Source organism: Balneola sp. (assembly GCA_003712055.1).
GTDB lineage: Bacteria > Bacteroidota > Rhodothermia > Balneolales > Balneolaceae > RHLJ01.
The window spans coordinates 240,587-264,962 of sequence record RHLJ01000004.1 but is presented as its reverse complement, the minus strand read 5'-3'; the positions used below and the strand labels follow the sequence as shown (position 1 = coordinate 264,962).

The following is a 24,376-nucleotide window of genomic DNA, read 5'->3' as shown; positions in this document are numbered from 1 at the left end:
CAGGTTTTTTGATTTAGAGCGCTGAATTATAGCATACCTAACCGGATTACTCAAGCAATGGTTCTTTAGGACTTGTAAATAGCTTTCGCACTAGAAGTATGGAATTTGTTATAATTATCGAATGAGGCCTAAATATGGAAATACACTTTATCAAGTACTTGACTGGACGCTAATTTTCCTACTCTATATTTTACTTCCAGTTGCGGAGCTACAATACATGTTTCATCTTCTTCAACAATATATTGATCCTAAAAAAGTCTTAGAGAAGTTTCCTATTCTGGAAAATGAAACAGTGCTCACAATTGTAATTGCCCCAATAGTTATAGTCGTAGTTTTAGCAGTATATAGAGTAAACATCGAGCTTCATTTTAAGATTATAAACTGTGCATATAAGTATCTAAAAGAATAAACTGGGCTATTTACTTTGAGATAAGCGAGAAAAAGTATTTTCAAAATCATGACTTGAAGGGACTTTGTAATGTACGCCCAGGAGGGCTAAAACATTGGTCTTTGAATCTCCATTAGTTCCCTTTGGTACCCTCGGAAATAAATACCATCACAGATGTTTTGGAAGCAGACAGGGTTGACTAGAAATCACTTTAACTATCCGTTCTACCGTTAATGTACGATCACCAGAACAGAGCGTACAGAATTGAGGTCAAGATCAGTACAACATACGCTCCGATATTAAACTGAGGACTGGTTTTGAATGTCTTTGAAGTAAAACGAATTGCTTTGGGGTCATCGCCTTCTTCATTGGTAGATAAGCTAATCCCAACAATGATCACTATTGTAATTATCAGTGTGTAGAACATTTGATCCAAGAATGGTAGGTCTATCGATGGTATTTTTAATAATAATGCAACAACGATCGAAGACAATACTCCAATAGTTGCGGCCCTTGTTGTAGTAGGTTTCCAGAAAAGGCCCATTAGAAATACTGCCAAGATACCGGGGCTCACTAGGCCTGTATATTCCTGAATAAATTGAAATACTTGTGGTACTGTTTCAAGCTGCGGAGCGATTAATATTGCAAAAACTAATGCAACTCCCGCAGTAAGGCGGCCAACGTTTACAGTTTTGGAATCTGAAGCTTCTTTGTTGAAATATGGCTTATAAATGTCCATTGTAAATATCGTAGCAATTGAATTTAGCATTGATGCCATGGAAGAAATGATTGCTGCTGCAAGGGCTGCAACCACAAGACCTCTAAAACCAGGAGCGACAAAAACGCTTATTAACCAGGGATAGGCGTTATCATTGTCCGTTGTTCCATCAGATTTTGTAAATGCTTCTACTACACCTGCAATTTCCGAAGTTCCTTCTGGTTGTGCATACATCACGTAGGCGATAATCCCTGGAATAACCACGATAAATGGGATAATCAGTTTGAGAAAAGCAGCTAAAACGATACCCTTTTGGGATTCTTCTAAAGATTTGGCTGCTAGCGTACGTTGAATGATATATTGATTGAATCCCCAATAATAAAGATTCGCCACCCACATTCCGCCGATGAGTACTGCAATGCCTGGTAAATTGTTAAACTCAGGGTTAGATCTATCCAGTATCATATCAAATTTATCATTCGCAACTTCAAAGATATGCACGGCACCTTTTATTACTCCTCCTTCGGGAGTTACTGCATTTAGCGCGACAATAGTCGTTACTATACCCCCCAAAACTAATAGTATAACTTGAATTACATCTGTCCATGCTACAGCTGATAATCCTCCGTAAATAGAGTAAGTAGCTGCAATTAGTGCCAAGCCAATCAGTGCAAGCAGCAATAAACTACCATCTCCAACACCCCAAATAGTATCCAAGGCTTTTGCTCCCAGAAACATGACTGTAGTCAGGTTCACAAGGGTGAAAAGTGCAATCCAAAAAACAGCTAGAATAGTTTTAAGAGTCGTATTGAACCGGTGTTCGATAAACTCAGGAATTGTGTATAATTTTTTCTCTATAAAAATGGGTAATAGATATTTTCCTACAATAAGAAGAGTAACAGCAGCCATCCATTCATAAGTAGCAATAGCTAGTCCTACAGCAAATCCAGAACCAGACATACCTATTATTTGTTCTGCTGAAATATTAGCAGCAATTAAAGATGCACCAATAGCCCACCAAGGAAGGGACTTACCGGCTAGGAAATAGTCTTCAGCGTTTTTCGTATGTCCTTCTTTATCTCTTGAGACCCATAGACCTATGCCAATTATCATTGATACATAAGTTATGAATACTATTACATCAATTGTTTCCATCTCGGAGTCCTTTTATATAGAGAATAAATGTAGCATTACTTACCTGAGCCCTTTCTGCTTCAGATAGTCAATAAGTTCTTTGGGATAATCAGTTTGAATAATTGCTGGCCTGTGAGCTATGAGAGAATCCATTTCCTGAGTCTGACCATCTATAAATAGGTCATCAATTTCCCAAAGTGAATTAATAAAAATAAGTTGGCCATTGCTTTTGGCTTCTTCAATAATCTCTGGCTGATAACTTTCTTCTGTGAAGTGAATTAATTTAGAATCTACGAAGCTATTGAAATACCTTACCTCCTGAATCGTATTTGCCAGTGGCAAAACAGCATATAAGCTATCCTTTTCTAACAGTTCCCAGAAAAGTTCTTCATCCCAAATATAGCTCATCACTTGATACTGCATCTTAAACTCTTCAAGTAACTCATAATACTGGTGAGTATTCACATCCTTTAAATCCAAATTCAAAATAACGTCTTCATTCTGTGTGAGATAAAGAACCTCTCTAAGAGTGGGTATTTTTTCGTTGGTTAGTGAATCGGCATGGGTTAAGAAATATTCTTGCAGGGCAGAATAGGACATGCTTGACACGTATCCAGACCCGTTCGTTGTCCGGTCGATATCATGATCATGCATAATCACTAAACTATCATCTGCTGTCGTACGAACATCCAACTCAATAATATCAACGCCGAGTGCTACCGATTCCCTTATTGCAGAGAGAGAGTTCTCGGGAAGGTAACCAACAGTAGCTCTATGAGCGCAGACTAGGATTTCTAATGTGCTTTTATGCTTTATTCGAAGGATTACCTCCGTTTCATGGGTTTCTTGAATTGGGTCCGAAGTAGATTCACATGCAATAATTCCTAAAAAAAAAAGATGCCTATGTATTTCATAGCTCAAATTGAAATTTTTTTGAGGATATTAGCGCTGTATTCCGGCGTTGTATCTCGCTGTAGATTAGCAAGTAATTCATAGCCAACACTAAACTTTTTAATGGTAGAAGACCTTAAAAGCGGGGGATAAAAATGCATATGAAAATGCCATTCTGGATAATTTCCACCATCTGTTGGTGCAGGATGTAACCCAGCCGAATACGGAAAGGACACATTAAAAACTTTGTCATACTTCCTGGTGATTGTCTGGATTATATGTGCAAAGTTTGTCTTTTCTGAGTCACTAAATTCGTCTAACCTTGATATTGGCCGTCGGCTGATAATGAGTGTCTCGAATGGCCAAAAAGCCCAAAATGGAACCAAAACAACAAAATCATCATTTTCAGCAACTATTCTTTCCTGGAGGCTGAGTTCCAGTTCTAAATAATCCGTAAGAATGGTTCTTCCATACTCTTTGAAATATTCTTCAAAGCGAATACGCTCTTTTTCGGGCTCTGTTGGAATTGATTTTTGAGCCCATATTTGCCCATGCGGATGTGCATTACTACACCCCATTATTTCTCCTTTGTTCTCAAATATTTGAACGTAGTTTATATTCTCTCTACTTCCCAATTCTACATATTCGTGAACCCAACATTCAACTACTTTCCTGATTTCTGAAACACTCATATCCGGAAGTGTTCGGTTATGCTTTGGAGAAAAACAAATTACTTTACAAATGCCCGGCTCACCCTGTGAAACCAGCAACCCTTCTATTGAAATATGATCATCAGGGACTGATTCAATCAAGGCGCTAAAATCATTTACAAAAGAATACGTAGAGGAGTAGTGAGGATTGATTACGCCATTAGCACGCTTATTTCCCGGGCACAAATAACAACTCGGATCATACTCAGGCTTTGTATCAATATTGACCTCTTCTTGTTGACCTTGCCACGGTCTTTTTGTTCGATGAGCGGAAACCTGGACCCATTCTCCTGTTAATATATTTAACCTTCTATGTGGATACTCTAAATGTCTCGAGGTCATTGATTTAGCCTTCAATTATATGTACACCTTCATCAATTTTCATCACATATAATTCAGGGTCAATTTGAGTTTTCGATCTGTACTTGTCAGTAATAGTCTCTTTGAAACTTTCTACAGAATCATCCATGACTAAATTCAAGGTACATCCACCAAATCCACCTCCCATCATCCTTGCCCCAAGTACTCCATTCTGTTTTACAGCAATATCCACCAGTAAATCAAGTTCCAGACAGCTCACCTCATATTCCTTACTCAAACCAAGATGAGATTCAATCAGCTTCTCCCCCAAAGAATCAATCTCTCCCGACAATATTAAATCACTTGCAGTATGTACCCTTTCTATCTCCTCGATTACAAATTTAGTTCTCTTTTGAATGTCAGGACTTAAGCCTTTTCCTTTGGAGTTAAATAGTTCTATCGAAACATCTCTAAGCTTTTTTATCTGGGGGTCGAATTTCTTAAAATAGCTGACCGCCTCGGCACACTGCTTCCTCCGTTTGTTATACTGCGTTGTATATAGATTATGACTGACCATGGAATTACAAAGAACAATAGCTACATCCCGGTTTTCGAAGGGGAGAATATCATAGCTAAGATCCCGACAATCCAATTTTAGAATGCCGTCTTTCTGACCATATACATTGATAAACTGGTCCATTATCCCACATTGTACTCCAATATGATTGTGCTCAATATCTTTCCCCATCATCGCTATTTCTTTTTTTGTTATGTCCAGCGAAAAAAGATGTGAAAGCCCGGTCAGCAACCCCCCTTCTAAGGCTGCAGAAGACGACACCCCAGCCCCAATGGGAATATTCCCTCCAAAAACCACATCGAATCCGGCCACTGAATATCCCCTTTCACCTAATTCGAGAAGTGCTCCTTGAATGTATTTTGTCCATTGGTACTTAGGAGGTATTTGCAGATTATTTAAATCTATTGATTCTTTCTCTCCTAAATCCAGAGAAACCAGGTTTACAACAGAAGTATCATTAGCAGCTATCGCAAATACAACATGCTTATTTATAGTTGCAGGAAGAACAAACCCATCATTATAATCTACATGTTCACCAATTATATTTACCCTTCCTGGTGATTTGATCAAAGTTGGTATACCGTCAAACCGATTTGTGAAAGCTTCGGCCACATACCCCACAATATGCTTACCTATTTTAATCTGAGAATCAAACATTTCCATACCCTGGTTCTATACAAAGCTCAAAAAACCAGCTATTACTTTTTCCTGGCATTAACGATGTATGTTTTCCCTGTTGTATGGCTTCCGAAAGGCAATCGGTATCGCAATTTGTTGGTTCTATCGCTACGGTAAGCTGTTTTTCTTCTGAGGATTCCGGCCAGCCTCCGTAGCATAGCCAGAGCCCAAGATGGCGCAGGTGGTAAGTATCAAAATTGAAGACAATGGATTCATCGGACTTTTTCCGGTAAAAGCCTGCTTTCCCAGAGCTAATATTGTTTGCAAATAATTTAAGAGCTATTTCTTTCCAAGGCTCCTGCACATTGGCCAGTGCTACGTTTCTAACGTTAATTGGCCATTGGAGGTGATCCCCTTTTAACAGGCTTTGGATATTTGAGTAATATACCTCGAAATGCCTGATTCCTTCTGGCAGGAGTATTTCATCTTCCGGATCTACCTCTAATAACGGATGAGCTGACCAAATGTAATTAAGTTCTGTATCGGAAGTATTCTCCAGTTCATATTCAATGAGTAACCGCTTGCCATTCAAGGAAACCTTTTTTTTGAAAATGTATTCTTGAAAAACACCATTAGTCTCAATTTTGCAGGATTTTTCTCTTCCATTTATTTCATAATTGAATTTACTGGTCCACAACTCACCATGATCAGGATAATCGCGCTCCCCTATCGGCAACCGGAGTGTTGTTTTTGCTATGTTGGGAAAACAATCATCAAAACCGAATGCGTACGGAGGCAAAAAACTCATTCCGTACTGTAAATCTCTCTCATTTGAAATGGTTTGTGAGGGTTGCAATAAGAACTCGGTTCCGCTTTTATTGCTTTTTATGCTGGAGATTTTCCCACCACATTCTGGTAGTATTGAAACCCTTAATTGTCCGTTTTCAAGGACAATCTCCTTGTTTATTGTAATATTCTGGATATGTGATGCTATCATTATTGCTAAGCTTTTATTGTACCGTTAGCGATAAGGAAGCCTCTTTCAATGCGGCACTACTAGCCTTTATAATAAGACTGTCCGTATTTTCTCCTATCCGTACTAACATGGTTGCAATACCTGCTTCGGCTTTAATCGGGTTATTACCAATCAGTTCACCATCTCCTTCAATTTTGAAGAAGATTTGATTTGAAGCATCAGGTACTGCGTTTCCATTTTTATCGGTAATCGATGCATAAACAAACACCACATCGTTTACCCCAGCTGTCGGTTGCTTGCCACTGATATCTACCTGTAATGATATATTTGTGGCTTCTCCCGGGGTAATACGCTCATGTGTGGCAACCAACTCTCCATTTATAAACGCTTCTGCCGTTAATATTCCCGGAATAAAAGAATCCAGATTAAAGGTAAAAGGGGGATGGTTAAGATGGGTCGAATACTGATCTATATCCGGGTTTCTGCGTTCGATTTCTTCATTATTCAAATACAGTACCACTTCCTCTGCATTACTATACACTTTAACTTCAGTGAATTCCGAATCCGTCCAATAGTTTGCAATATATACCATTGGGGAGTTAAACAATGTCTGTTCAGGACCTAAAACCGGATCAATCTGGCTCCGGTAGAAATAGTTGGTAAATTTAGGAATTCTAAAAATGTCCTGAATTCCAGAGGCCTCTAAATCTGGTGCGTAACCCCGGTTGTAATCAAACATTACCCAGTTAGCATCTCCAAAAGAGTTTCCTTTAAGATTTGAGTTGTGTGCCTCCTGGAAGTTAAGGGCTTGTTGGGCTAATCTTACCTGTCCAAATCCACGCAACTGTCTGGAATTCCGCTCTTCTTCTTTTAGATTTTCAAAAGCTGCTTGATTGAAACCTGCATTCTGGGCATAGTATTCCCAATCCCCATATTCAGCAATAAAAAGTGGTTTATCTTTGTCGTAATTACTCCAGTAAGCTGGTGGTTTTGAATGTTGGCGTGCAGGGATGAATATGTCATACGCGTGGTCTAACCAGCCACTTGTGTACACATCATTAATTGGTAGCTCCTCCTTAACCGTTTGATGGGCAATTTCCATGAATTCTTCCGGCATTCCTGATTCGTTTAAAGAAGCTTCCCAAATAATTATGCTTGGGTGGTTACGATCTCGTCTGATCATGTTTCGAATATCATTCAAAGCCCGCTCTTGGAATTCGTTCTCACCAAAAAACTGCCATCCTGGTATTGCATTCATAAATAGAATTCCGAGTTCATCACATGCTTCTAAAAATGATGGATCGGGTGGATAGTGAGCGGTTCTTATAAAATTAAAACCCGCCTCTTTAATCTTGTATGCATCTCTGTATTGGGCCTCGTTTGAAAGAGCATACCCTATATAAGGATAGTCTTGGTGACGATTGGTTCCCCTTAAGTATAATTTCTCACCATTAAGTACGAATTGATTGTCTTCATCGAATTCGAATATGCGTATCCCGATTTTTTGTTCTGCTTCATCTACCTTTCCATTGGCGCTGAATAACTGAACACTAAGCAAGTATAGATTTGGATGATCAGGAGACCAGAGGAGAGGATTCTCAACTATAAATTCGCTTCTAACTAAACTATTTGTACCGGATTCTAATTGAATATTATTTTCACCGCTCGCTACAATTGCTCCGTTAGCATCTTTAAGTGAAATTAGTAGCTCTCCTTCTACCGATTCATCGCGCCCATTTTCTATATCAACTTGCACGAATACGGTGGCTTTTTCGTCAGATATGTCTTCGTAATGAACAAAAACCCCTCCAGCTGCGACGCGATTGGCACCTATAGGATCTGATATGCGAAATTTGTCCTTTATAGATAAATGAACATCTCTGTAAATCCCTCCATAATAGTTGAAATCCAAATCTGCGATCGGTTTTCCCGGTGGAATATCTGGATTGTCTTCATTGTTTACCTTCAGAATGAGCTCATTGCGTTCAGAAAATTTTACTACATCAGTCAAATCAACATAAAACGGAAGGTACCCGCCTGCGTTATAATAGATCACCTCTCCATTTAAGTAGACCTCCGTTTCATGCATTACTCCTTCAAAGGTTAAGGAAATATGTTTTTCCTCTACTCTGGGCGATAACGAAAAATATTTTCGATAATAGCTGGTTCCCTGCCATTGTTGATCTGCAATTACTAAGGGTTCAATATTAGCTGTATGCGGAAGGGAAACCTTTTCCCATTGAATAGTGGCATCATTTATTGATATAGCTGGATCGATATCTTTCACAAATTCCCAATCATGATTAAATAATTGAGAATTCTCAAAATTCTGGGCTTGAATTGTACATGCTAAAGGAATCAATAAAAGTATGCTAACTTGAAGCTTTTTGAAGCTGATTCTTATCGAAGTGGTATTGAACATCTTTTTGCTGCTACTATTTGCCTAATTATTCTGAATAATCGTAAGTCATGAAATCGAATCCTCCATGCGCATTCCCTTCATAATCAAAAAACGTACTGTTTTCCCATGAAGAACCTGTTCCCCACAAGTCTTTTAGGTTTGAAGTAATCCACGCAGGTTCCCAGTAAAAGACTCCAGTACCTCCTCCATCCATAACTTCCTTTACAAGGTCAATCATAAATTGCCGTTGACCTTCGATAGTGGCCTCATACCCATCAATTACACTGTCGGAACCAAGTATGTTTCCATAACTATCAGCATTGGTGAGAGTCCAGGGATACGCAGTTTCCAGTATCATCACCTCTCGATCGTATACAGCCTTGAAATTGGCCACATAATTTGAAATCCTGTTGATAGAAATTTCAGACCATTTTGGATAATACGAGAAACCGACTACCTCGAAATCAGTCACGCCGCCAATGCTAATCACATTTTCGAACCAGTAATCGACATTTTCGGGTTGAGCAACGTGTAGCATTACTTTTATTTGACTTCCCGTTTCTAACTCTGTCTCCCTGACTGCTTTAATCCCTTGGTTAAGTAATGTACCAAGCTCTTCCCAGTCATCGGATTCGCAAACATTTGCATAAGGATGAACCAATCCACAATTGTTTTCATTACCGATTTGAACCATTTCCGGCAATGCATCTTCACTGTATAAGTGCATCAAGATTTGATAGGTATACTGATAGATTGAATCCGAAATTTCCTCAAAAGAGAGATCATTCCAGGCCTCCGGAACCTCCTGATTTCCGGGATCCGCCCAGACATCTGAATAATGGTAGTCGAGCAGCACGTTCATACCAGCACTTTTAGCAAGTTGAATGGCAAGAGTAACATCGTCTATATCATTGTAAAGTTGAGTACCTAATTCACCATATACTTCTTTAGTCCAAACCGGATCTTTAAATAATCTAAATCTCGCAGTTGTAGTACCTAAGTCCGCAAAAATTGAATATGGATCTGTTTGGACATCGTTTGATTTATATACTCCACCAAAGTCCAATATTTGATTTACATATGATAAATCAGCACCAAATAGGAATTCCTCAGATGGCGCTGGATCTTCGTCATTGTTTTTTGAGGGGTTATCAGTACATGCAATAACAAGTATTACTGCAAGAAATATCAAATTTGGCATTTTAAAACTCATTATATACTTAATTAAAGAAACAGGCTTAACTCAATAAACCTGTCAAAAATCGTGGTACTTTTACTATTTCAATACAGTCATTTTCCTGGAAAGTACTCCCATTTCGGTTCTCAATGTATAAATGTAAACTCCCGAGCTTAGATTTGAGGCATTTAAGCTTACTAGGTGACTACCTGCTGATTTAAATCCATTTTCTATAGTCAATATCTGTTGGCCCAGCAGGTTGTATATACTTAGTTCAACAGGCCCGGCTTGCTCCAAAGAATAGGAAATTTGGGTTTCCGGGTTAAAAGGATTTGGATAATTTTGTTCTAACTTGAACGAATACTGGATTAGTTCTTCTTCATTCGAAGTAGCCATCCCACTAACAATCTTTAAACTATTAAAGAAAAGACTTCCTTGCCCGGAACCTCCCCAATTGAGGCCATCATCGTTAAAAAAGTTTATCCGATCTGCATTAACACCCTCAACGGTTCCTGAAAAATCGACCGGGGATTCCGGGGTAATTGCTTTAACTGAATATGTTAAACCTTCAGCTGTCTTAACTATAGAAAAGTGCATGGCTTCTCCTTCCTGTCGCCATGGATTCGAGCCATTCCAATCATCTTCTGTTGGTGGCGGGGCTACAGAATCGCTGTTTACATAAAATCCAGTTATGTCAAAATCTATAGTGAGAGTAACATCTTCACTTTCCCAACTACCATTACTTAATGAAACTCCCTTAAGTCCGTCTACCCAATTCCACGCAATATCAAAAGAGAGCGTATCTCCATCTGATAACGCAGATAAAAACTCTCTCCCAAGATCTACACGATTGCCTAGTACATCAGTTGGAGAAGCGATTAATGCAAAAGACAACGCATCCGTATTTATAGCGGCGCTGTTTGCACCATTACCATTTGCATCCAACAATTCTACTGAAGCATCATCAGTTAGTATACTATTCCAAGGACCAAAGCCTGTACCTAAATTCTCAAGAGAGGCTAGTTCCTCTAAGGTGTAATTGGAGGCTTTATCCTCTGCAATTGTTTCCTGGCCGGAAACGATATTGCTTGATAACAAAAATGTTATCGTTAACAAAAATATATCTCGTAATTCTGTTTTCATAGTTCTTGCATTAGTTATTGGTTAAGTAGGAAAGAAAATTTTAGTTGTACCCTGGATTTTGCTCAATGATACCTTCACCCTGTAGAATTACTTCCTGAGGAATTGGAAACAATACATGATGAGATTGCGCACTTGTACCGCGGGCTTGTGCGTATTCTATGAACTTTCCATGTCGAATTAGGTCTTGACGTCTTACACCCTCAGCAAAAAGCTCGTGTCCTCGTTCTACAAGTATTGCATCTCGAAATTCGGTTTGACTTAATCCGGACAAATCTGAAAGACTAACACGGTTTCGAACTTGATTAATATATTGATAAGCATCTGCCGGACCTCTTTGTTCATTTATTGCTTCAGCAAGGGACAATAAAACTTCTGCAAAACGATAAACAATTTGGTCGTTACTGTGCCCAGGGCCATTTCCATCAAGTTCTGTGTATTTAAGGGGAATTGCACCGTTCATTCCATTAGACCTGTCCACTGTATTGTTCCTGAAATCTATATAAGAATCTAAAATGGTATCCAGGCGCTCATCTCCTGCATCAAAAGTATCATAAAAATCCCACGGCATCCAAAGGCCATACCATCCCGAGCTACGGATAAAACTTCCACTTGACTCAAAATTAGTTGGAATAATTTCCTGTGTGTAATAATTAGGGGAAGAAGCATCTGCAGGAACTGCGTAAATCAGTTCGTTATTTTGTTCATTATTAAAAACATCGGGATAGGAATCCAATAATTCATAATTCATAGCAACTATTTCCTGTGCAATTTGCTCGGCTTCTGCCCAATTCTTTTCGTGCATATAAATTTTGAGTAATACCATTCGAGCTAAGCCCTGACTGACCCTCCCCCAATTCTCTGTGTCTCCATTGTACTTATCTGTTAGATTGGGAATAGCTTCCTCTAGGTCTGTTATCATCGCTGCCAAGTAATCTTCTTTAGCAAGCCGGGGAGTAATCTCTATGTCGCTAAGTGTTTCCGGGTTCAGTTTTACATTTACAGGGCCAAAGAAATCGTAAATAATATACATGGTCCATGCCCTCAGTACTTTTGCTTCTGCTACATATAGGTCTCTGATATTTGTAGGTACATCCGCTGATGAGTTTTGGATTTTATCGATTACGTCAGTAGCTCGTGCTACATATCTTATTTTCGCGTAGGTCGAAGCCTGAAAACTACTTAACGTAGCAGGGCCAAAAGTAAAACCTGTAAAATCAGGCACCCAGGGACTGAACATTTCATCAGTGGTAATCATACTCCTCATTAAATAGGTTTTTGGGTCTGCATTATATAAAGATGCATACCATTGTCCGTCACCTTGGTCAACCACTCCCCAATCTGTCATAAATGGGCTGTATAGAGCAATAACTGCATTATTAAAATCTGCCTCAGAGCCAAAAAACGTTTCTGGTGTCAAATCTCCATATACTTGTGGCTCAAGTACATCTCCACAACCTGCTCCAATTAAAAGTGTGGCAACTAGGAAAATTTTTGTTCTATTTTTTGTTATCTGCATACTATCCTTCTCTAATATTTTCTAAAAATTTATATCGATTCCCAGAGTGGTTGAATATGAAGCGGGGTAGGGGTTTGGTTCACTAAACTCAGGATCAAAACCTGAGTAATTAGTAATCAAGGCGATATCCTGCATACTTATAAAAATCCTTGCTGAGTTAATACTCCCTAAAAATTTTGATGGAAAAGTATATCCGAAATTGATATTGCTGATTCGAATGAAATCCCCATTTTCTAGGTCAAAATCACTTCCAGCAGGATTGTTACCATCATAAGGATTATTGGCAAGTCCGGGACGTGTGCCTTCAGTATTATCAGCTGACCACGTATCCCTAATCAAATTTGTGGTGTTAGAGGGGTTAGTTGATTGTGAGATTGAGAATATATTGGGGGCGTAGTTATTATAGATCTGAAAATCTAAACTTCCATACATATAAATACTCAGATCAAAGCCTCTGTAGTTAAAGTCGTTTCCAAAGCCAATCCTCCATCTTGGAACACTGTTGCCAATTTTAACCACGTCCTCGCTATCTAGCCTGCCATCATTATTGATATCGACGTAAATTACATTCCCAAGATTAGCATCTGGCATATGAACCGGAATGTCATCTTCACTTTGGATGATACCATCTGTTTTCCAGCCATAGATGGTTCCTAATTCATCATTTTCTCCGATATATGGAGACAAAGCGACTCTGGGATTTCGTTCATTCCAATAGCTTTTATTATATGAGATATTAAAATTTGAATACCAACTGAATTTATTACTAAGAATATTCGAAGTATTTAGTTCAAGCTCTATCCCTTCACTTCTTGTAGAACCAACGTTATCGGCCACTATACCCACTGCATTATTTGACGGTAATTGATTAAAATCGAGCAAATCGTTAGCCGTTCGTTGATATAGGTCAAACTTCCCAATAATTCTGTTAGTAAAAACTCCAAAGTCAATTCCCAAGTTAATGGTAGTGACTGTTTCCCAGGTAAGATCTGGGTTGGCAACCTGTGAAAGCGCAATTCCATTATAAGCAGTTTGACCTATTACGAAGGGATACCCTGGACTATACAGCTCCAGTGTATTTCCACTTAGTATGCTTTCATTTCCCGATTGTCCATACCCTATCCGAAGTTTAAGACTGGATAACTTCTCATAATCGTTTAAAAATTTCTCTTCAGAAAGTATCCATGCCAATGAAATACCAGGAAATATACCATACTGATTATTTTCAGAAAAAATGCTTGATCCATCTCTTCTCGCAACAACAGATAATATGTAACGATCTTTAAAACTGTAATTTGATCTAAAGAATTGAGACAATTTTGTTCGTTGGTTTCTGTATGAGTTCACAGAGTTTTGGAGCAATTCAGTAGCCACACCAACATTATTATCTCTGAATGCATCGGTAAAGAACCCTACCGCCTCTAAACTAAAGCCACTGCTGCTTGTCTCATAATATCCGGCTCCAAAAACTACACTCAAATCTCCCCCAAAAACTGTTGAAGTATAGGTCAAATATGATTCTGCACTATAATTCTCAATAGTGTTCTCATTTTTTTGAGCCATCCCATCTGGGAGTTGGGTATTATTTGTAATCCTGGGCAAATAGAAATTTCTGTTTGTTGATTCATAATCAACTTGAGCGATTCCCGTCAACTTTAATGATGGAAGGAACTGAACTTCAATTTTGGGAGCCGCGAAAATCTTTGACGTTTCTGTATTGTCTGAAATTTCAAGAAAGGCTGCCGGGCTCATAATCAATGGATTGTGCGTGGAATTAAAATTTCCGTTTTCGTCAAAAACTTCAATCACTGGGCTGTAGGCATAAGCTGCCTGGATCATATTGAATGTTTCTGAACCACCTATATTGCCCCCGGTAGATGCGTTACTACCAAGTAACCGACCTACGGTGGATTTAACACTGAGCGTAATAACATTGGATAACTTCTGTTCAACGTTCAGTCTACCGCTGTACCTGGTCAATTTTGAATTTTCAAGTACGGCTGTATTGTCCTGATAATTAAAAGAAGTGAAGACTTTCGTATTTTCATTTCCTCCGGAAACAGAAAGATTGTGCTCATTTATCAGACCATCTCTAAAGATCAAATCAAACCAGTCTGTTCCAGTAACGCCATCCAAAATTTCTTGTTCGGTAAATAGTGGCTGATATGCCGGGACACTGCTGGGATCATTTGTTCCATATGGAAATAGGCCGTTGTCAAATAAGTATCGATCATAAGCCAGTCTATCCTGCTCAACCATAAATTGATTCCCTGTTAGCATTGGGAAATAATCTCTGGTGCGTTGCATCGTTAAACTACCACTGTAATTTACTTGCACAGCTCCTGCTCTTCCGCTTTTTGTTGTTATTAAGATTACCCCATTGGCTGCTGAAGAACCATAAATTGCCGTAGCACTGGCGTCCTTCAAAATACTTATGGATTCTATATCATTTGGGTTTAGATAACTTAGTGGATCACGGTCTATCCCACCAAAAAATCCTAATGTAGCATCTTCCAGTCCTGCAACTGATGAAGAGTTATTAGTGATTGGAACCCCATCAATTACATATAGCGGGGTATTATTTCCATTTGGTGATATAGCCCCTCGTATGTTAACCGTTACACCGCCTCCAGGCTGAGCTGAGCGTGTTTGTAAATTAAGTCCGGCAGCTTGACCCTGTAACATCTGATTCACTGATGTTCTACCTATACTTTTTATTTCTTCGGAACTTACCGTGGATATCGCACCTGTGACATCTTTTTGTCTTTGATCGGAATACCCCAAAGCCACAATTTCTTCTCCAACTAATATCTCCTGCTCAAGAGCAATTGATATGTAAACCCTACCATTTATCGGTATTTCTTGTGGTAAATATCCAATAAAAGAAACCACTAATGTATCTTCTAAACTCGGTACCCTAATCGAAAATTCTCCTTCTGAATTTGTCGCACCCCCCATAGTAGTACCTTTTACCGCAATATTTACCCCAGGTAGTGACTCACCATCTTCTGAGTCATATACTTTTCCTGTAAGAACCTCTTGCCCTATCACGCTCAGTTGTGACACAAGGCTAATTATTACAACCAGCAGAAAGCGCTTTCTGAAAAATTCAAACTCCATCAAGTAAGTCTCCAACTAATTTTGTTATCGTTAACATTTATTAAACTTAAATAGGGGATAAAAGCACAACAAAGCTTCGCTTAATAAATACTGACAAATTGTTATCGTTAACAATTGGCAATATTTTAATACTTCTAAATCTTTTTGCCAAATTTTTTATTCAAAAATTTAATCCGATCTCTTCTCGACTATATAGATCTGGCAGTTCCGCTAGAAGCACGAATGATCAGTTCCGTACTCATGTATATATTTTCTATAGACTCTGATTTATTTTCTATAGTAGAGATTAGCTTTCTTGCCGCCCGTTCCCCCATTTCGTAGGCGGGTTGCTTAACTGTTGTTAGTGGTACAGGAAGCAACTCGGAACGTATGTCGTCACTGAATCCGACAATTGCGATGTCATCTGGTATTCGGTACCCGCTTTCATTAATAAATTTGATTGCACCAAAAGCTGCCGGATCGTTTACGGCAACAATTGCTTCCGGAAGGTGGGCTGAATTGCTCATTAACTCATTCATCGCTTTATAGCCCCCGCTTTCCTTAAAGCCACTTATAACTACTAATGAATCATCAAATAAGAGATCATTCCTTTCTAAAGCATCTTTATATCCTCTAAGCCGCTCGGAACTAATATTTAAGTTTGGTGGACCAGCTAAATGAGCAATTTTTTTATACCCATTATTAATTAAATGCTCTGTTGCCTGGAACGAACTGGAATAGTCATTCACACATATACAGCTTGCTCCTATATTTTCAACACAACGATCAAAAAATACAATCTGTGTTCCTGTATCAATTAATTTCTTATAGTAACCTTCATCATCAGAGTCTTCAGAGCGTGAGATTAGCAATCCATCTACTCTCCTTGATTTCAACGTTTCAATTACATCCTTCTCACGTTCGAAACTTTCAGAGGAGTTTGTTAAAAATAGATGGTAGTTATTATCATAAACAACTGATTCAATCCCGCTAATAACAGCCGAAAAAAAGACATGCTGTATTTCAGGAATTACTACCCCTATCGTATAGGTTTTTTTGGTTTGTAGGCTTTTAGCAATTTGGTTTGGTATATATCCTAACTCTTCGGCTTTCTTAAGAACCAGCTCTTTGGTACCTGCATTTATTTTATCGCTGTTATTCAGTGCCCTTGAAACGGTCATAACTGACACGTTTAATGCACTTGCAATTTGACTTAATGTTACCTCACTTCCCAATTCAGACCCTTTTTATAAAGCTATCGTTTAATAAGTATTTATATGTTTCTCTACTCTAAGTCAACAAACGGTTTTGCATAAGCTACAATAAACTATATCGTACTACTGTAAATAATAACTAGGGTTTATGTATTCTATTTATTGACTTGCATATTTGGATTGATCAAAAAATTCGAAAGTGATCAGAGCTTCATTATTGTTGGCTGCATCAAAAAAAGTAGCATTCTCCCAGTGTGAGCCCGTTCCCCATAGAGTTTTACATTCCGTCGAAATCCAGGCTGGTTCCCAATAAATTACTCCTGAACCCCCGCCAGAAATTACCTGCTGGGTGAGATCTTGCATATACTTTAGCTGGCCTTGTGGAGTGGCTGGATAACCATCAAGCACAGCGCTGTGCCAAAGAATATTATTCGCATCATCAAATTCTTCGATAGTATAGGGATAGGCAGTTTCGATAACCATTAATGGTTTATTAAAGGTTTGTATAATGCTATCAATTGCCGTTGCTGCCTCTGGTATTTGATATTTTGACCATAGTGGATAATAGGACAAACCAATCCAATCAAAATCACTCAAACCCGAACGAATAGCCTGACTAAACCACGGGAAAGCAAACTCTGGTTGAGCAATATGAAGCATTGACTCAATCTTTTGTGCAAGTTCCTTTTCGACATCTTCAACTGCTTTTAACCCGGCATTAAACAGAAGGATATTTCGTGACCAATTAATAGGCTCGGTTAATTCATCAACATGCTCTTCCAGCAGTATTTCGCTATTGGTTTCGTTACCTATCTGGACAAATTCAGGCAGTAACCCTTTTGCATTCAAAGATATCAATGTTTTGTAGGTATACTGATATAATGAATCTGCTAATATTTCATCATTAAGACCTTTCCACGCAGCAGGAATTATTTGATCACCCGGATCTGCCCATGTATCCGAATAATGAAAATCCAGAAGGGTTTCCATCCCTGCGTTTTTTACCCTGGAGATGGTTTTAACCACGTCGTCATAGTCAGAGTACCCTGTCCAGTTTGGGGTATGCCATAATCTCACCCGGACAATATTGCTACCCTGAGATTTAAAAAACTCGAATGGATCAACTAATTCGCCATTTGCCCTATATGATCCACCGCAATCTTCCATTTCATTTACATAAGAAAGATCTGCTCCCAAATATAATTTACTACTTTTTGAAGGGCTACTCTTCTCATTGATCTCAGAGCATCCAATAGCTATGATTATAATGAGAACATAAATTGTTTTTCCTGTTTTCATTTGTTGGTATAGGTTAAGCGGGGTTTATATTTGTGAATCTTATCGTTAATACAAGCATTAATATGTTTCTCTGCTCTTAGTCGACAAACTGTTTTAAAAAAGCAGCCCATTTCTCGTATCCCAGTGAAGTCAAGTGTACCCCATCCGTTGTATATTGGCTTTCAAGAAACCCTTCATTGTTAGCCATCTCAGCAAATGTATCTATCAAAATGTATGATACATCTTCTTTCGATTTGAGTGCAGTATTGATGCCAATTAATCTTTCTGACATACTATGTCCGCTTTCAAGAGGCATAATGGTTTGAACATAAATGTTGGCATCCGGAAGTTCTGAAGAAAGATAATTACCGATTTCATCAATAGAAGAGGCAACCTCTATCTCCGTGTATGGCGTCCAAAGATCATTGGTGCCAATCATTACGAATACGATTCTGGGTTCACTACAAATAATCTCGCCCAGTCTTGCAGAAAGTCCATCTGTATTATCACCGGAAATACCTCTATTACTCACATTTTCTTGCCCTAGTTTGTCGGACCAATCTTCACCCTGTTCAGTCAAGCTATTCCCTAACATCACAATACTATTTTGAAAGATTGAATCCATCATGAATTCTTGAATTCGTTGCGGGTAGTACTCCCTGGTAAATGAGGTATGACTAGTGATAACCGTATCAAGAGGAGGATATAATTGTAATGTACAAGGTTGTTCAATAATCTCTTCTTCAACACTTGAAGTACAATAGAGAAGTATTGCTGCAAAAAGAAAGAAAATTGGAAGCACTCTTTTTTTCATAATCGCAACGTGCTATATGAGTTTACATTCGTGATTGTTATCGTTAACATATATATAAATTGATATCATTTCAATAGATCGAAAACGAATTGATAATTTCTTGCGCTAGTATGAATAACCCATTCGTGATTTTTTTTGCCTTCTTGTTGACGGCTTTTGGATGCAGTTCAATCGACGAAAACCAAGAAATGTATTTATGGCCGGGAGCTTCTCAAGAATCAACTGAGCGAGTATTGGTTGAATATGATGATGAAATACTGAGAATCACCGACGTGAATGCCCCGTCACTTCGTTATTTTCAAGCTAATAGGTCTGGAAGACGACCAGCTATGCTAATCTTTCCGGGAGGAGGCTATAACTTACTTTCATACGATTTGGAGGGAACTGAACCCGCTGAATGGGTAAATTCTCTAGGGATACATGCTATTGTTGTTAAATATACGGTACCCAACAATCGAGATGCAGCTTACAATGACGGATTAAAAGCCTTAGAAATCGTGTATGAGAAAGCAGAAGAATGGAATATTGATACAACGAAAATAGGAGTCATGGGTTTTTCCGCGGGTGCTCATCTTACTGCCAGACTAAGTCATAGCTCGAGTAGAGCAGAGGATTGCAGCAAACGTTTGGCGCTAGTTAAATGCACTCCACCTGATTTCTCTATACTCATTTACCCAGCTTACTTGGCTGTTGAAAATTCTTCATCGATCTCTCCCGAATTAGAACCTATGGATATCATTCCTCCGATATTTATTGTGCAAACCTTGGACGATTCGGCTTTTGTTGGCGGTACCATACAATACTCTGAAACACTTCTAGAAAGAGAAGCTGATTTAGAGTTTAATCTATTTGAAAAGGGTGGACATGGGTACGGAATGCGGTTAGAAGGAGAAAATGAATTATCTAATTGGCCTACTTACTTAGCGGATTGGCTAGTCCAAAAAAATATTATACAGTATGTTTTGGAAGTAGAAGGAGCTAAACAGAAATAAGTAGCTCCATTTTTTGTACAATTATTGAACAACATAAATTTAATCAAGAGGTTCAATATTATATGAATCTTCATTCAAATATCTAAGCCTACCATTAAATTGATGCCCATATGATACGATACCTTCTATCGATATTACTTGTATTTGTGTTCCAGCACTTTGGAATGGCTCAGGATAAGTATCATGCCAGACTTCCAGTTAAAGGTTATGTAACTGAACTTGGATTATCACCCTTAGGTGAAATATGGATGGCATCAAAAGCTGGAAATGTATACTACACTAAAGAGTTTGGGGATTTATGGCATATTGGGCCCTTTGGTTCACTTGATCCTTTGGCTTTTGATTCTGGTAAAAACTTTGAACGGATTAACTTTTTGTCCGAAAATGTCCTGATCATTTCCGGTTTTATTCAAGAGAATGGAAAACAAAATTTTATATATCGCTCAGAAGACGGAGGAAAATCCTGGGATAAAGTAATTTTTGGGATGGAGAGTAGTTGGATTGATGCTACTTATTTCAAGCACAATGGAAAGGGGTGGATGAGTGGAGGTTCTCAACTAATATACTATACTGAAGATTATGGACTTACCTGGAGCGCCAAGCCTAAAATTGAAAATATGGCTAATCGTCGAATCATGAGTATCCATTTTTCAAATGACGAAAAAATTGGCCTATTTGCTTCTAATTGGAATACAATTCACAGAACATTTGATAATGCAGAAACTTGGGAAATACTAGAAACCCCTCTTTACCAAAAAAAATATCGTGTGGTCTCTAATGATAGTAAGCCAAGAATTGATAAAATTAGGATACTTGGTGACTATTATCTTGTCAGTCAGCAACAAAGAGTTTTTATAACGCAGAACAATGACATCAACTGGACTCCTTTACCAGATATAATTGATTTTGAGGTATCTGATAACCAGGGATTCCTGATAACTCGTGACTATAACGTTAAAGTGTTAGATGAAAACTTAACTCCCACCTGGACATCTGAAAGAACACTATTAAATCCCCCTAAAGCACTTAATGTAATTGATTCTACATTATATGTTTACGCTGGAGATGAAATATTCCAAATTGTCAACCAAAGGATTAAAAGTTCTCCATTAGTTACTAATAATATCCCAATCCCTGAACCCTATACTAAAGTTGATTTTAAAGGAGAAACATATGGTTTTTCTGGTGTTGATATTTTGAAATTGGAGAATAAAAGGTGGGCTAGAATAAACGAAACTCAATTTCCTATAGGTAATGCTTCTGTATTCAATGGGAAGTTAGTCATTGCCGACCAAACACTGGAAAACAGAGTTGAGTTAAATACCGAAACTAATGAGTTTATTAAATACGATCTACCTGATAAAATCTTTCCTCAAGATTTAGAATTGAAAAGCCTAACAATTGGGTATGGTAGCCTTGGTTGCTTTCATTATGATGATCAAACAAGAATCTACAACTTAAATGGTTCCTTTTTAGAGCTTTCCAAAAGTGACAGAAGTTTTCTAAATAGTATGCCCAGAATACTTAATCATAAATTAGTTAAGGAGATCATTTCTGAAGCTAATCAAGCCAGATTAGATGAATTATCAGTGGATGATTTACTGCTCAAACCATCTATAATTTCTGATTACAAGGATTTTATATCTCAAAAAGAAGAAGAGATAAAAGAAAATGGAATTGATCAGTTTGACTTTGAGAACCCATATCAATTCCCTGGAGAGAATACCGATTTTAGTTTCTACAAAAGTGTGGCAGATTCAATCGAGTCTATCGATGATAGTGTAATCAATGATGTTTTTTCCATAGGATATGGAAATTGGAGTACAACCCAAATCTGGCATCAACTTATCTTTGATTTCAAGAATGGGTCAAAGCTAATTATTTCTAACTCTGATGATATCCCAAACTATTTGTATACACCGTGGGTAATCAACTATAATGGATTAGAATATAAAACTAATTCATTCGCTCTTGGTCGTTTGATTAATAAACTCACCAAAGGAAAGTTTTATGAGGATTATGCAGATGATCCGGAGTATGCTTTATTCAAAATCTCTGACTATTTATATAAAAAGAAACTTTCATTTGAAAACTAATCGGATACATATAAGCATATCAAAAAAACTCGAATACCTTTCTGGTTGTTTTAATCTCCAGACTCATGACTTCATGAAAACAATTATTATATCTCTTTTTTTATTAATGCTCTCTTTTCCTGCCTATGCTTGCAGCTGTATGGGCTATGAAATAGAAGAAGCTTATCAAACTTACGAAGTAGTTTTTATTGGGAAAGCGGTTTCGATTGGCGAACAATCTTTTTTTGAAGGCAGAGGGTTATTTACTGAAGGACTCACTAAAGTCCGATTTGATGTCATCCAAACATTCAAAGGTATTCAAGAAAATAAAACTTTCGTTTTTACAGACGGTCATCCAGAAGCCTGTGGGTTCTCCTTCGAAAAAAACAGTGAGTATGCAATATTTGGGTATTACTCGAAATCGGATAAAGGTGACAAAAAAATATATACAAGCATCTGTTCACCTACCATCCATACTAATCCAAAAAACGATACCGATTACGAACTTGAGCTATTAGGAAAAGAGACCATGAATTTTTTAAACTCATTATAACCATATAACAAGCATTTCAAATTGGGCATAGCTAGGGTCCGCACTTTGCTTTGTGGCAATAAAAATATTCAGTTACTGAAACAAAAAACCCTAACTCAATATTAAAAATTAAGTTAGGGTAGGTGTATTGTACGCCCGGGAGGGTTCGAACCCCCAACCCCCAGGGCCGAAACCTGGTACTCTATCCAGTTGAGCTACGGGCGCATTTATTTTCAATAAATTCCTTTGCGTCTTATTCAAAGACTCGGGTGAAGGCCGAAACCTGAATCGATCTATATAATCAAACAGGCTGCAAAAGGGCGATAAATATACGCATCCTTCTATATAACCGCTTGTGAAATTATATCCCTGATATTGCCGTTCAATAGCTAAATCACGACCTTTAAGTGTTTGAAAATATCCTGGTATTATGTCAACAATGTTACTTACTCTTGTCCTTGCAGTTGTCCTAATTGGAATCGGTTTTGCAGGTATTGCTATTAAAATCCTAGTGAAGAAAGATGGAGAATTTGCCGGAACCTGTGCTAGTAACAGCCCTTTTCTAAATAAAGAAGGCGAAGCATGTGGTTTTTGTGGAGCTCTACCTGATGAGAAGTGTAAGAGTGACAACAAGAAAAAGGAAGAAGGCGAATTCAGTCCTTTTGTAGCTTAGTTAATGGTTAATAGTTATTGGGAAACTGATTCACCAATAACCATTAACTAATAACTATTCCAAGATATACTTCTCAAAGCCTTCGGTGATTAGCACTTTCCATTCTCCTTGATCGTCGGTGAATACTAAATAGCCTTCTAGTTCGGGCTTAGCTTCCAGGAAGTCCATACATCCTTCGACTCCTTTTACCATACATACGGTAGCATAGGCATCTGCATCCATGGAAGTCGGAGCAAGCACAGAAACACTTAATAATCGATTTCGGGCAGGGGTACCAGTATGTGGGTTTATAGTATGCGAATACTTAAGTCCGCTTGCTTCATCTACCCAGTATCGCCGGTAATTTCCTGAGGTAGCCAGTGCATTATTTTCCATTTCTACAATCACCTGGAAGCGGGATTCATCATCAATTTGAGGTTTAGGCTTGTCTATCCCAATTCGCCACAGATTTCCTTTTTCATTTACCCCTAAGGTTTTCACTTCTCCACCAACTTCTACCATATAATGTTCAATGCCCTTTGATTCGAGATGTCCTGCAATTGCATCTACCGTATAGCCTTGCGCAATGGCATTAAAATCCAGGGACACTCCATCCGGTAAAGAGACTCGACCTCCTGCATAGCGAATTTTTTCAAATCCGGTTTTTTCAAGGGCAGCTTCTATCATTTCGGTATCTACATCGGCACGAACCTCTTCAAAGCCAAAACCCCACAAGCTTACAAGCACCCCTACTGTGGGGTCAAAATCACCATCGGTTTCTTCGGATATTTCCAATGCTCTGTCCAGCACTTTTCTAAAATGATCGTCAACGCTTAGTTCTACATCTCCACTATTCAATTGTGAGATCAATGAGCCCGGCAGATAGGTGCTCATAGACTGATCAATACTTCTAAATATGTTATTGATGTCCTCTTCAAAATTCTGGTTTGAAGTAGTTAGATATCTTACCTGGAAGGTTGACCCCTGTGCATTTCCTGTATTAACTACCAGTTTGGATTCCTGTTGTTTGGTACAGGAAAGTGCGAGGAGTAAAAGAACTACTGATGCTATTTTGATTTTCATATTCATCGGTTTAAATAACACAAATTTGAGCTAAGATACTTTCTTTAGGACGGGAATATGTGAAAAACTGTCACTCAGAGCGAAGAGT

19 protein-coding genes and 1 tRNA gene are annotated in these 24,376 nt (G+C 38.3%); 5 read left to right on the top strand and 15 right to left on the bottom strand.

The annotated features are described in order from the left end of the window. The first annotated feature begins 121 nt into the window (after positions 1-121). Positions 122-409, top strand: coding sequence for a hypothetical protein (locus ED557_10960; protein RNC83216.1), 288 nt, complete (start codon positions 122-124; stop codon positions 407-409). A gap of 220 nt (positions 410-629) precedes the next feature. Here the strand turns inward: ED557_10960 and ED557_10955 are convergent, their stop codons facing one another. The 13 genes from ED557_10955 to ED557_10895 all read right to left on the bottom strand — a co-directional run bounded on the left by ED557_10955 (position 630) and on the right by ED557_10895 (position 18,954). After that, positions 630-2,261, bottom strand: a complete 1,632-nt coding sequence (locus tag ED557_10955) for a sodium/glucose cotransporter (protein RNC83215.1) — start codon at positions 2,259-2,261, stop codon at positions 630-632. A 39-nt stretch (positions 2,262-2,300) separates the two neighbouring features. Next, a complete protein-coding gene (locus ED557_10950) occupies positions 2,301-3,161 on the bottom strand; it encodes a hypothetical protein (GenBank protein ID RNC83214.1) in 861 nt (286 codons plus the stop codon). Further along, on the bottom strand, positions 3,158-4,183 hold the full coding sequence (locus tag ED557_10945) for a UDP-glucose--hexose-1-phosphate uridylyltransferase (protein ID RNC83213.1): 1,026 nt from the start codon (positions 4,181-4,183) through the stop codon (positions 3,158-3,160). Before ED557_10945 ends, ED557_10950 begins: the two co-directional genes overlap by 4 nt. Before the next feature lie 4 nt (positions 4,184-4,187). Then, positions 4,188-5,381 carry a galactokinase gene (gene galK, locus ED557_10940; protein RNC83212.1) on the bottom strand — a complete coding sequence of 398 codons (1,194 nt, stop codon included), beginning with the start codon at positions 5,379-5,381 and terminating at the stop codon, positions 4,188-4,190. After that, positions 5,368-6,333 carry a hypothetical protein gene (locus ED557_10935; protein RNC83211.1) on the bottom strand — a complete coding sequence of 322 codons (966 nt, stop codon included), beginning with the start codon at positions 6,331-6,333 and terminating at the stop codon, positions 5,368-5,370. Before ED557_10935 ends, galK begins: the two co-directional genes overlap by 14 nt. A 13-nt stretch (positions 6,334-6,346) precedes the next feature. Then, positions 6,347-8,734, bottom strand: a complete 2,388-nt coding sequence (locus tag ED557_10930) for a DUF4982 domain-containing protein (GenBank protein RNC83210.1) — start codon at positions 8,732-8,734, stop codon at positions 6,347-6,349. A 25-nt stretch (positions 8,735-8,759) separates the two neighbouring features. After that, entirely contained in the window at positions 8,760-9,926 is a 1,167-nt protein-coding gene (locus tag ED557_10925) for an arabinogalactan endo-1,4-beta-galactosidase (GenBank protein ID RNC83209.1), read from the bottom strand. A gap of 63 nt (positions 9,927-9,989) precedes the next feature. After that, complete coding sequence (locus ED557_10920) at positions 9,990-11,033, bottom strand: T9SS C-terminal target domain-containing protein (protein RNC83208.1); 1,044 nt, start codon at positions 11,031-11,033, stop codon at positions 9,990-9,992. Between the two features lie 40 nt (positions 11,034-11,073). After that, positions 11,074-12,549: a RagB/SusD family nutrient uptake outer membrane protein gene (locus ED557_10915; protein ID RNC83207.1), complete on the bottom strand. Its 1,476-nt coding sequence runs from the start codon at positions 12,547-12,549 to the stop codon at positions 11,074-11,076. Between the two features lie 21 nt (positions 12,550-12,570). Then, a complete protein-coding gene (locus ED557_10910) occupies positions 12,571-15,669 on the bottom strand; it encodes a SusC/RagA family TonB-linked outer membrane protein (GenBank protein ID RNC83206.1) in 3,099 nt (1,032 codons plus the stop codon). 188 nt (positions 15,670-15,857) lie between these two features. Beyond that, entirely contained in the window at positions 15,858-16,829 is a 972-nt protein-coding gene (locus ED557_10905; GenBank protein ID RNC83420.1) for a LacI family transcriptional regulator, read from the bottom strand. Between the two features lie 192 nt (positions 16,830-17,021). After that, positions 17,022-18,161 (bottom strand): arabinogalactan endo-1,4-beta-galactosidase, encoded by a 1,140-nt coding sequence (locus ED557_10900; GenBank protein ID RNC83205.1) that lies wholly within the window; start codon positions 18,159-18,161, stop codon positions 17,022-17,024. Between the two features lie 76 nt (positions 18,162-18,237). Further along, a complete protein-coding gene (locus ED557_10895; protein RNC83204.1) occupies positions 18,238-18,954 on the bottom strand; it encodes a hypothetical protein in 717 nt (238 codons plus the stop codon). Between the two features lie 110 nt (positions 18,955-19,064). On the opposite strand from ED557_10895, the gene ED557_10890 reads away from it, so the two are divergent. The 3 genes from ED557_10890 to ED557_10880 all read left to right on the top strand — a co-directional run bounded on the left by ED557_10890 (position 19,065) and on the right by ED557_10880 (position 22,574). Next, a complete protein-coding gene (locus ED557_10890; protein ID RNC83203.1) occupies positions 19,065-19,946 on the top strand; it encodes an alpha/beta hydrolase in 882 nt (293 codons plus the stop codon). 110 nt (positions 19,947-20,056) lie between these two features. Next, positions 20,057-22,042, top strand: coding sequence for a hypothetical protein (locus ED557_10885; GenBank protein RNC83202.1), 1,986 nt, complete (start codon positions 20,057-20,059; stop codon positions 22,040-22,042). Continuing rightward, the gene (locus ED557_10880) at positions 21,957-22,574 is read left to right on the top strand and encodes a hypothetical protein (protein ID RNC83201.1); all 618 of its coding nucleotides are present in this window, start codon (positions 21,957-21,959) and stop codon (positions 22,572-22,574) included. Before ED557_10885 ends, ED557_10880 begins: the two co-directional genes overlap by 86 nt. 127 nt (positions 22,575-22,701) lie before the next feature. Here ED557_10880 and ED557_10875 read toward each other — a convergent pair. Then, a tRNA-Arg gene (locus tag ED557_10875) sits at positions 22,702-22,778 on the bottom strand. A gap of 214 nt (positions 22,779-22,992) precedes the next feature. Here ED557_10875 and ED557_10870 point away from each other — a divergent pair. Next, the gene (locus ED557_10870) at positions 22,993-23,226 is read left to right on the top strand and encodes a membrane or secreted protein (GenBank protein RNC83419.1); all 234 of its coding nucleotides are present in this window, start codon (positions 22,993-22,995) and stop codon (positions 23,224-23,226) included. A gap of 54 nt (positions 23,227-23,280) precedes the next feature. Here the strand turns inward: ED557_10870 and ED557_10865 are convergent, their stop codons facing one another. Next, entirely contained in the window at positions 23,281-24,294 is a 1,014-nt protein-coding gene (locus ED557_10865; GenBank protein ID RNC83200.1) for an FAD:protein FMN transferase, read from the bottom strand. Positions 24,295-24,376 lie beyond the last annotated feature (82 nt).

Excerpts from the sequence above, each read along its gene's own strand:
- ED557_10925 (RNC83209.1), bottom strand. The coding sequence starts at position 9,926 with ATGAGTTTTAAAATGCCAAATTTGATATTTCTTGCAGTAATACTTGTT.
- ED557_10920 (RNC83208.1), bottom strand. The coding sequence starts at position 11,033 with ATGAAAACAGAATTACGAGATATATTTTTGTTAACGATAACATTTTTG.
- ED557_10885 (RNC83202.1), top strand. The coding sequence starts at position 20,057 with ATGATACGATACCTTCTATCGATATTACTTGTATTTGTGTTCCAGCAC.
- ED557_10960 (RNC83216.1), top strand. The coding sequence starts at position 122 with ATGAGGCCTAAATATGGAAATACACTTTATCAAGTACTTGACTGGACG.
- ED557_10955 (RNC83215.1), bottom strand. The coding sequence starts at position 2,261 with ATGGAAACAATTGATGTAATAGTATTCATAACTTATGTATCAATGATA.
- galK (RNC83212.1), bottom strand. The coding sequence starts at position 5,381 with ATGGAAATGTTTGATTCTCAGATTAAAATAGGTAAGCATATTGTGGGG.
- ED557_10890 (RNC83203.1), top strand. The coding sequence starts at position 19,065 with ATGAATAACCCATTCGTGATTTTTTTTGCCTTCTTGTTGACGGCTTTT.
- ED557_10945 (RNC83213.1), bottom strand. The coding sequence starts at position 4,183 with ATGACCTCGAGACATTTAGAGTATCCACATAGAAGGTTAAATATATTA.
- ED557_10935 (RNC83211.1), bottom strand. The coding sequence starts at position 6,333 with ATGATAGCATCACATATCCAGAATATTACAATAAACAAGGAGATTGTC.
- ED557_10900 (RNC83205.1), bottom strand. The coding sequence starts at position 18,161 with ATGAAAACAGGAAAAACAATTTATGTTCTCATTATAATCATAGCTATT.
- ED557_10865 (RNC83200.1), bottom strand. The coding sequence starts at position 24,294 with ATGAATATGAAAATCAAAATAGCATCAGTAGTTCTTTTACTCCTCGCA.
- ED557_10870 (RNC83419.1), top strand. The coding sequence starts at position 22,993 with ATGTTACTTACTCTTGTCCTTGCAGTTGTCCTAATTGGAATCGGTTTT.
- ED557_10915 (RNC83207.1), bottom strand. The coding sequence starts at position 12,549 with ATGCAGATAACAAAAAATAGAACAAAAATTTTCCTAGTTGCCACACTT.
- ED557_10930 (RNC83210.1), bottom strand. The coding sequence starts at position 8,734 with ATGTTCAATACCACTTCGATAAGAATCAGCTTCAAAAAGCTTCAAGTT.
- ED557_10895 (RNC83204.1), bottom strand. The coding sequence starts at position 18,954 with ATGAAAAAAAGAGTGCTTCCAATTTTCTTTCTTTTTGCAGCAATACTT.
- ED557_10880 (RNC83201.1), top strand. The coding sequence starts at position 21,957 with ATGAGGATTATGCAGATGATCCGGAGTATGCTTTATTCAAAATCTCTG.
- ED557_10905 (RNC83420.1), bottom strand. The coding sequence starts at position 16,829 with ATGACCGTTTCAAGGGCACTGAATAACAGCGATAAAATAAATGCAGGT.
- ED557_10910 (RNC83206.1), bottom strand. The coding sequence starts at position 15,669 with ATGGAGTTTGAATTTTTCAGAAAGCGCTTTCTGCTGGTTGTAATAATT.